Source organism: Pseudomonas sp. S32 (assembly GCF_016648095.1).
Classification (GTDB): Bacteria; Pseudomonadota; Gammaproteobacteria; order Pseudomonadales; family Pseudomonadaceae; genus Aquipseudomonas; species Aquipseudomonas parafulva.
The window spans coordinates 42,731-49,889 of sequence record NZ_JACVVF010000033.1; the positions used below are offsets into that span (position 1 = coordinate 42,731).

Sequence of the window (7,159 nt, forward strand, 5' to 3'; positions counted from 1 at the left end):
TGGGAGTGCCCACGGTCAGTATTCGTTGATCGACCGCCGCGAACGCCCTGGCCACCAGGTACTGCGCTGTAAAAAAGGCCAGCGAGACGTCGCTCTCGCGCCCCGCTGGCAGAGGTAAAGCCTTTAGCGTGCGATCAGATGCTGATGCACAGGTACTTGATTTCGAGGTAGTCCTCGATACCGTACTTGGAGCCTTCGCGGCCCAGGCCCGAAGCCTTGATGCCGCCGAATGGCGCCACTTCGTTGGAGATCAGGCCGGTGTTGATACCCACCATGCCGTACTCCAGCGCTTCGGCGACACGGAACACACGGCTCATGTCACGGGCATAGAAGTACGACGCCAGGCCGAACTCGGTGTCGTTGGACATGGCGATGACTTCGGCCTCGTCCTTGAAGCGGAACAGCGGGGCCAGCGGGCCGAAGGTTTCTTCCTTGGCCACGGCCGCGTTTTTCGGCACATCCACCAAGATGGTCGGCTCGAAGAAGTTGCCTTCGATCAGCTTGCCACCGGACAGCACCTTGGCGCCTTTGCCTACGGCGTCTTCGATGTGTTCCTGAACCTTGGCCACGGCCTTGCCATCGATCAGCGGGCCGGTGGTGGTGCCTTCTTCCAGGCCGTTACCAATCTTCAGCTTGGCAACTGCTGCGGCCAGCTTCTGGGCGAACGCGTCGTACACGCCGTCCTGCACATAGATGCGGTTGGCGCAGACGCAGGTCTGGCCGTTGTTGCGGTATTTGGAGATGATCGCGCCCTCGACCGCCTTGTCCAGGTCGGCGTCGTCGAACACGATGAACGGGGCGTTGCCACCCAGCTCCAAGGAAACCTTCTTGATGTCCTTGGCGCACTCTTCCATCAACTGGCGACCGATTTCGGTCGAGCCGGTGAAGGAGAGCTTGCGCACCAGGGAGTTGCCGGTCAGCTCGCCGCCCACTTCACCGGCGCTGCCGGTAACGACGCTGAGCACGCCAGCCGGGATGCCGGCACGGTTGGCCAGCTCGACCAGGGCCAGTGCCGAGTATGGGGTCTGAGAGGCAGGCTTGAGCACCATGGTGCAGCCAGCAGCCAGGGCCGGGCCGGCTTTACGGGTGATCATGGCAGCCGGGAAGTTCCACGGCGTGATGGCTGCGGTAACGCCGATTGGCTGCTTGATGACGATCAGGCGCTTGTCTGGCTGGTGGCCCGGGATGGTGTCGCCATAGACGCGCTTGGCTTCTTCAGCGAACCATTCGATGAACGAGGCGGCGTAGGCAATTTCGCCCTTGGCTTCGGCCAGGGGTTTGCCTTGCTCGGTGGTCATCAGGCGAGCCAGGTCGTCCTGGTTCTCGATCATCAGTTCGAACCAGCGACGCAGCTTGGCCGAGCGCTCCTTGGCGGTCAGTGCACGCCAGGCCGGCAGGGCCTTGTCGGCAGCTTCGATGGCGCGGCGGGTTTCCGCAGTGCCCATCTTCGGCACGGTACCGATGACTTCACCTGTGGCCGGGTTGGTCACATTGATGGTCTGGCCGCTGTCCGCATCCAGCCACTCACCGTTGATGAAGGCTTGCTGGCGGAACAACTGAGCGTCTTTGAGCTGCATGTCGGCTTCCCGAATTGTTGATTGTTGAAAGCGCCCAACGCAGGGCATCGAGCGTTTGAAATCTCAAACGAATGCTAAGCGTCTGCTGGGGTGTTGGACAATAGGCTGTTCGAAAAAAAGAACGAGTGGTTGAACACCCGAGTGGATGTTTCATGAATGTGGACTGGGGCGGATGGCCCTGCGGCAGGCAAGCCGGCCCCTACAGGGCCGGTACAGGCAGAAAATCAGAATGCCTTGTCGAGGTCGATCACCAGCGCCCGGTAGCCCACGCTGCCGGGCTGCCTGCTGTGCACCTTCAACTCCACCAACACTTCCTGGGTACCCCGCCGGACCTCGTTGAGCACGGTTGTGGTCAGCTTTTGCGGTGTCAGGAAGTTCACCGACGCCGAATAGATGAACTGGGTGTCGGTGTCGGCTCTATAAGCCACCACGGAGGTCACCGGGCTGTACCACTCGTCGCCGCGCTCCTTGCCGTACTCCCACACTTGCTCCACCAGGCCTTTGGCCTCGTCGATGCGGTATTCCACCGCGCGGCTGTAGTTCCCGGTCAACCGAGTGGGTGCAAAGCCCCGGCCCCAGCCGTTGTCGAACACGGTCAGCGTGCCTTTGCCGGTCAGCCAGGCTGTGTGCTGGGTCCATGACCAGTCGAAGCTGTCGCTGTGCACCGGCGTGAGCACCTTGTGCCGCAGGCGCTCGGGCCAGCCCTGTGGCGAGGCGAGGATCCACTTCACCTGCTTGTCACGGCCAATCTTCACCACCCCCTGGTGACGGGCTGAAACGATGATGCTGTCGTCATCGGCATCGTAATCGATGGCATTAACGTGCGCCCAGTTACGCCCGGTGCCCACCCCCGGGGTATCGCCAAACGGCAGATCCCCTTCCGCCAGCTCGTTCGCCAGCCGGTCGCTCTGCCGGCTGACGCCCGGGGGCAACTGGATGGCCGCTTTGCCCAGTGTTTCCAGCAGGTCGCCACGGTAGGGGTCGAGGATCTGGTTGAGGTCCCAGAACTCCAGCACATCGCCGGCCTCGTTCACTTCGATGATGTGGTCGCGAATGGAGCGTACACGCTTGCCGTCCGGACGACGGTAGTCGCTGGTGCCTACGCGCAGCAGGTAGGTGCCGTTGCTGGTCTCGCGGATCTCATGGGAGAAGTCTGCGAACTTGTCGGGCAGGCTGCGCTGCCAGATACGCCGCCCCAGCAAGTCGTACTTGGAGTAGGTTTGCCCCTGCCCCCAAATCAGCTTGCCATCGCGGGTTTGCTGGAAGCCCATGGTGCCCCCCAGGCCATCGCGACGGTTGGAGTCATGAATCTGCTCGATGTCCAGGTACCAGCGCACGTCGCCGTTGGTATCGGCGATCCAGTTGTTGCCCACCTGGTCCCACTCGGCGGCGCCGCCCAGGCCATTCCACTTGAAAGCACGCCCGCCCGGGATGTCCCCAAGCAGGTGGTTGAACAGGTACAGGCGTTTTTCAAACCCGGGCGCCACCTGCACCGGCTCCACCTCCGGCAAGGCGGCCGTCTGCCTGGCAACCACCGGCAGGCGCACAGCCGGCGCGTAGATCTGGTACTGCTCACGAATGCGCTGGCCATCAAGCTTGTAGGTAACTTCCACCTGGTTGACATGGTCGGGGTACAACCCGAAAACCGGAATGCCCCCGTAGGTCCACAACGAACGGTCGGACACCTCATAGGCGATGTCCACCCCGCGCTCACCCCGGCCCAGCACACGTACATGGGCAGCACTGAGGCTGCGGCCGCCGTCACGGATGATCGCGGTGAGCGGCGCCAGCCGGTAAGGGTTGACCACCACATCGCCCAGCAACGCTTCGTCGGGCTGTGGCACTTTCGCGGTCAGGCACGCGCCCTCAGGCAATACGGGTGTTTCTGTCTTGGCGTTCATGGCAAAGCTCCTTGTGCTCAGAAGTCGTAACGGGCAGTGGCGCCGAAGGTACGCGGGGTACCGAGCGCACCGGCATAACCGCCGTTGGCGGAGTTCCACAGGCTGGTGAAGTAGGTCTTGTCGCCAGCGTTCTTTACCCAAAGCGACAGGTCGACCACGCCATCGCCCTGGTCCAAGCGCACGCCGGCAGACAGGTTGACCAGTGCATAGCTGGGGATCTGGCCAAAATCAGAGTCGTCGATGGTGCCCACGGCCTTCGAGCGGAAGGCGTAGCTGGCGGTGACGTAAGGCTCGACCCGTTCGGTGGCCTGCCATTTGTATTGGGCATTGAGGTTGGCGATGTACTTGGAGGCGCCGACCACCTGATGGCCAGACAGGTCGCAGGTGGCATTGGCACTGGCCAGGCTGACCTCCGGCGGGCACGGTGCGTCCTTGTACTCGGTGTAGCGCACGTCGTTCCACGAACCGTTGAAGTTGACCGTTAGCCCCCGCACCGGCAACGCCGTGGCCTCGAATTCGAGCCCGCGCGAGCGCACGCGGCCGGCATTGGCCAGGTACTGCACGCGGTTGACTTGGTCGTAGACGTTGGCCTGGTAGCCATGCACTTCGGCCCAGAACAGGTTGGTATTGAGCTGCAGGCGGTTGTCGAACAGGCTGCTTTTCAGGCCCAACTCGGCATTGTTGACCCGCTCGGTGCCCACCAGCAGCGAGCCAGTACCCAAGCGGGGCGCCGCGCCGACGGTGAGGTTCACTCCACCCGATTTCTCGCCGTGAGTCAGGGTGGCGTAGCCCAGCAACTGCTCGTTGAAGCGATAGCTGAGGCCTAGCAGGCCAGAGGGGCTGAAGCTGTACTGGTTGAGGTCGCCCGAATCGTACGCACCTGCGCGGCCCTGACGCGCAGCTGCGGCGGCCCCGCTGACCGCCGCGCCGCCGCTGGGCGCATTGCGGGTAACCCAGGCACTCTTTTCTTCATAGGTGCCGCGTACGCCGGCAGTGAAGTCCAGGCGGTCGGTGACATGCCAGGTGCCTTGGGCGAACAGCGCGTAGCTGTCGGTATCGATGTGACCGTTACCGAGGGTGTCGACGTTGGCCAGCGCACCTGCCGGGGTCTGGTTCCAGATATCAGCCTGTGGGCCGTAATAGGTGAACGACTTGTTGTCCAGGTCCTGCTTGAAGTAGTAAGCGCCCAGTACATAATCGAAAGCGCCGCCGGTCGGGGATGCCAGGCGGATTTCCTGCGAGTACTGCTTGTCGCGCACCGCTACACCGGCGTTATAGGCCGCCGGCACATTCAGGCCGTCATCGTTGCGCGGGGTGAAATCCCACCAGCGGTAGGCGGTGATGGAGGTCAGGGTGAAGTCGTTGGGCAGGGTCCAGTTGGCTTCCACCGAGGTCCCTCCCTGGAACACGGTGACTTGTTGGTCGGCATCGAAGTTGACCTTGCGGTCCTTGCCCGATACCAGTGTCGCGCCAGCCTGTGCAGCCAGGCTCTGGTAGCGGTTGATGCCGTTGATGGTCGGCCCGGTGCTGTAGAGGCTCAGGATGCCGTTGTCGGAATCCTCTTCGTTGTACTCCCCGATCCAGCGCAGGTTGAAATTATCACTGGGCTTGAACAACAGCTGCGTGCGAAAGCCCTGGCGTTTGCCGCCATTGAGCGTGTCGCCGTTGTGCACGTTTTTCACATAGCCGTCGTCTTCGGTGCGATAAGCACTGATGCGCCCGGCCAGGGTGTCACTGAGCGGGCCCGAGAAACTGCCCTGGGTCTGCCGATACCCGTCTTCACCAATGGACTGCTGGATACTGCCTTCACGGTGGAAGGTAGGTTTGCGCGTGGTCACGTTGAGCACACCGGCGGTGGTGTTCTTGCCGAACAGGGTGCCTTGCGGGCCCCGCAGCACCTCAAGTTGCTCCACGTCCAGCAGGTCGAACACCGCCATGCCCGGGCGGCCCAGGTAGACGTTGTCCAGGTAGATGCCCACACTGCCCTCCAGGCCGTCGCTGGCGGGGTTGTTGCCAAGCCCGCGTATGGAAATGCTCGACTGGCGGGCATGCACGTACGCCACGTTGGTACTGGGCACCAGTTGTTGCAGATCCTGCACGCGATAAACACGCTGGGTTTCCAGGGCTTCACTGCCCAGCACGCTGATGGGCGTAGGCACGCTCTGCGCGGTTTCTTCACGCCGCCGGGCGTTGACCGTGACGGTGCCCAGCTTGGCCTCCTGCTCCACAGCAGGGGCAACAGGCCCTACTTCTTCGGCGAAGCTGGGCACGGAGGCCGCCAGCAGAACACCGGCCGCTAGCGGGTGCAGGGTGAAACGTGAGGCGCGCGATGGCTTTCGGGTGTGTCCGGACATGCAGATGCTCCTTGAGGCTTGGCCCTGGGCGAGCATTTCCGTTGGCGGAACCGAATCGCGGGAATGGGGGCTTATATTCTTTTAAGAGATATAAATATTGTTAAAACATATTATGTGGAATAAGAGACTCCCTTTATAAGGGCACAGACCCTTGTCATCAATTGCATTCGGCCGAAGGTTTCAATGTAGAAAATGCATATCGATCTGCGTCAGCTACGCCACTTCATCGCCTTGGTTGAACACCGCAGTTTCGTGGCGGCGGCTGCGGCAGTGAACCTGTCGCAGTCAGCCTTCAGCCGCAGCATCCAGACGCTGGAGCACAATGTGGGTTGCCGCCTTGTGGACCGCGCCAGCAAGGACTTGCCCCCTACGCGCCAGGGGCTGCTGGTACTGGAACACTCGCGCCGGCTGGTGCATGGCGCGCACAACCTGGTCAATGAAATTCAACAGTTCAACGGCGCCACGACCGGCGTGGTGCGCTTCGGCTCGGGGCCTGCGCCGGCAGGGGGCCTGGTGCCGCGGGCGGTGGCACGGTTCGTGGCCGATTACCCTGCCGCGCGCACGTGCTTTCAGGTGGATAACTGGCAGGCACTGAACCGCAAGCTGGTCGCCGAGGAAATCGAGTTCTTCGTGGCCGACACCCGCCAGTTCGAATCAGACCCGGATTACCAGGTGCACAGGCTGGCACCCCAGCGCTGGCATTTCTGCTGCCGCGCCGGGCACCCGCTGGCCAGGCAACAGCGCGTGCAGGCGCGGGACCTGTTCGATTACCCGATGGCCACCACCTTTCGCCCGCCGAATATCCGCAAGATCCTCAGCGATCTCAGCGGCCGGCAAGACTTTCTGCCGTCGGTGGAGTGCGAGCATGGGTACGCATTGCTGAACGTGGTGATGCACTCGGACACCATCGGCATCGCCTGCAATGCCAATTTGCGGCCCTATCAACATGAAGAAGGCCTGGTGAAGCTGGAACTGGCCGACCTGACGCAAGAGCAGCGGGAGGCCTGCCATACCCGTTATGGGGTAGTGAGCCGGGTGGGGTATGGGTTATCGCCGTTGGCGCAGGGGCTGGTCAGGCAGTTGATTGCCTGTGATGGGGAAGCCTGAGAAACGGCCCATCCTATGGATAACCTGGGAGCCACTGGCCTGCACAACTCTGACAGCTGTCGCAATCATTGTGGGAGCCACTGTCTTTCACAAAACCTGAACGCTGGCGCAGTCCACTTTGTGGGAGCGGGTTTACCCGCGAATGCGTCAGTAGCGTCACCATTGCATTCGCGGGTTAAACCGCGCCCACAAGATAGATGCCAGGGGGGAGAATGTTGGG

Annotated in this window: 4 protein-coding genes; 1 reads left to right on the forward strand and 3 read right to left on the reverse strand. The window is 62.3% G+C overall.

The window, feature by feature from the left end:
* Positions 1-134: 134 nt before the first annotated feature.
* From gabD to IAE38_RS17405, 3 genes are all read right to left on the reverse strand, one after another.
* Positions 135-1,577, reverse strand: a complete 1,443-nt coding sequence (gene gabD / locus IAE38_RS17395; RefSeq protein ID WP_201163852.1) for an NADP-dependent succinate-semialdehyde dehydrogenase — start codon at positions 1,575-1,577, stop codon at positions 135-137.
* Between the two features lie 224 nt (positions 1,578-1,801).
* Positions 1,802-3,478 carry an aryl-sulfate sulfotransferase gene (locus IAE38_RS17400; protein WP_201218432.1) on the reverse strand — a complete coding sequence of 559 codons (1,677 nt, stop codon included), beginning with the start codon at positions 3,476-3,478 and terminating at the stop codon, positions 1,802-1,804.
* A 17-nt stretch (positions 3,479-3,495) separates the two neighbouring features.
* On the reverse strand, positions 3,496-5,832 hold the full coding sequence (locus IAE38_RS17405) for a TonB-dependent receptor (protein WP_201218433.1): 2,337 nt from the start codon (positions 5,830-5,832) through the stop codon (positions 3,496-3,498).
* A gap of 192 nt (positions 5,833-6,024) precedes the next feature.
* Between IAE38_RS17405 and IAE38_RS17410 the strand changes: the two genes are divergently transcribed.
* Positions 6,025-6,939: a LysR family transcriptional regulator gene (locus IAE38_RS17410; protein ID WP_201218434.1), complete on the forward strand. Its 915-nt coding sequence runs from the start codon at positions 6,025-6,027 to the stop codon at positions 6,937-6,939.
* Positions 6,940-7,159 lie beyond the last annotated feature (220 nt).

Bases quoted from the DNA above. Each gene is read 5' to 3' on its own strand.
- gabD (WP_201163852.1), bottom strand. From the start codon at position 1,577: ATGCAGCTCAAAGACGCTCAGTTGTTCCGCCAGCAAGCCTTCATCAAC.
- IAE38_RS17400 (WP_201218432.1), bottom strand. From the start codon at position 3,478: ATGAACGCCAAGACAGAAACACCCGTATTGCCTGAGGGCGCGTGCCTG.
- IAE38_RS17405 (WP_201218433.1), bottom strand. From the start codon at position 5,832: ATGTCCGGACACACCCGAAAGCCATCGCGCGCCTCACGTTTCACCCTG.
- IAE38_RS17410 (WP_201218434.1), top strand. From the start codon at position 6,025: ATGCATATCGATCTGCGTCAGCTACGCCACTTCATCGCCTTGGTTGAA.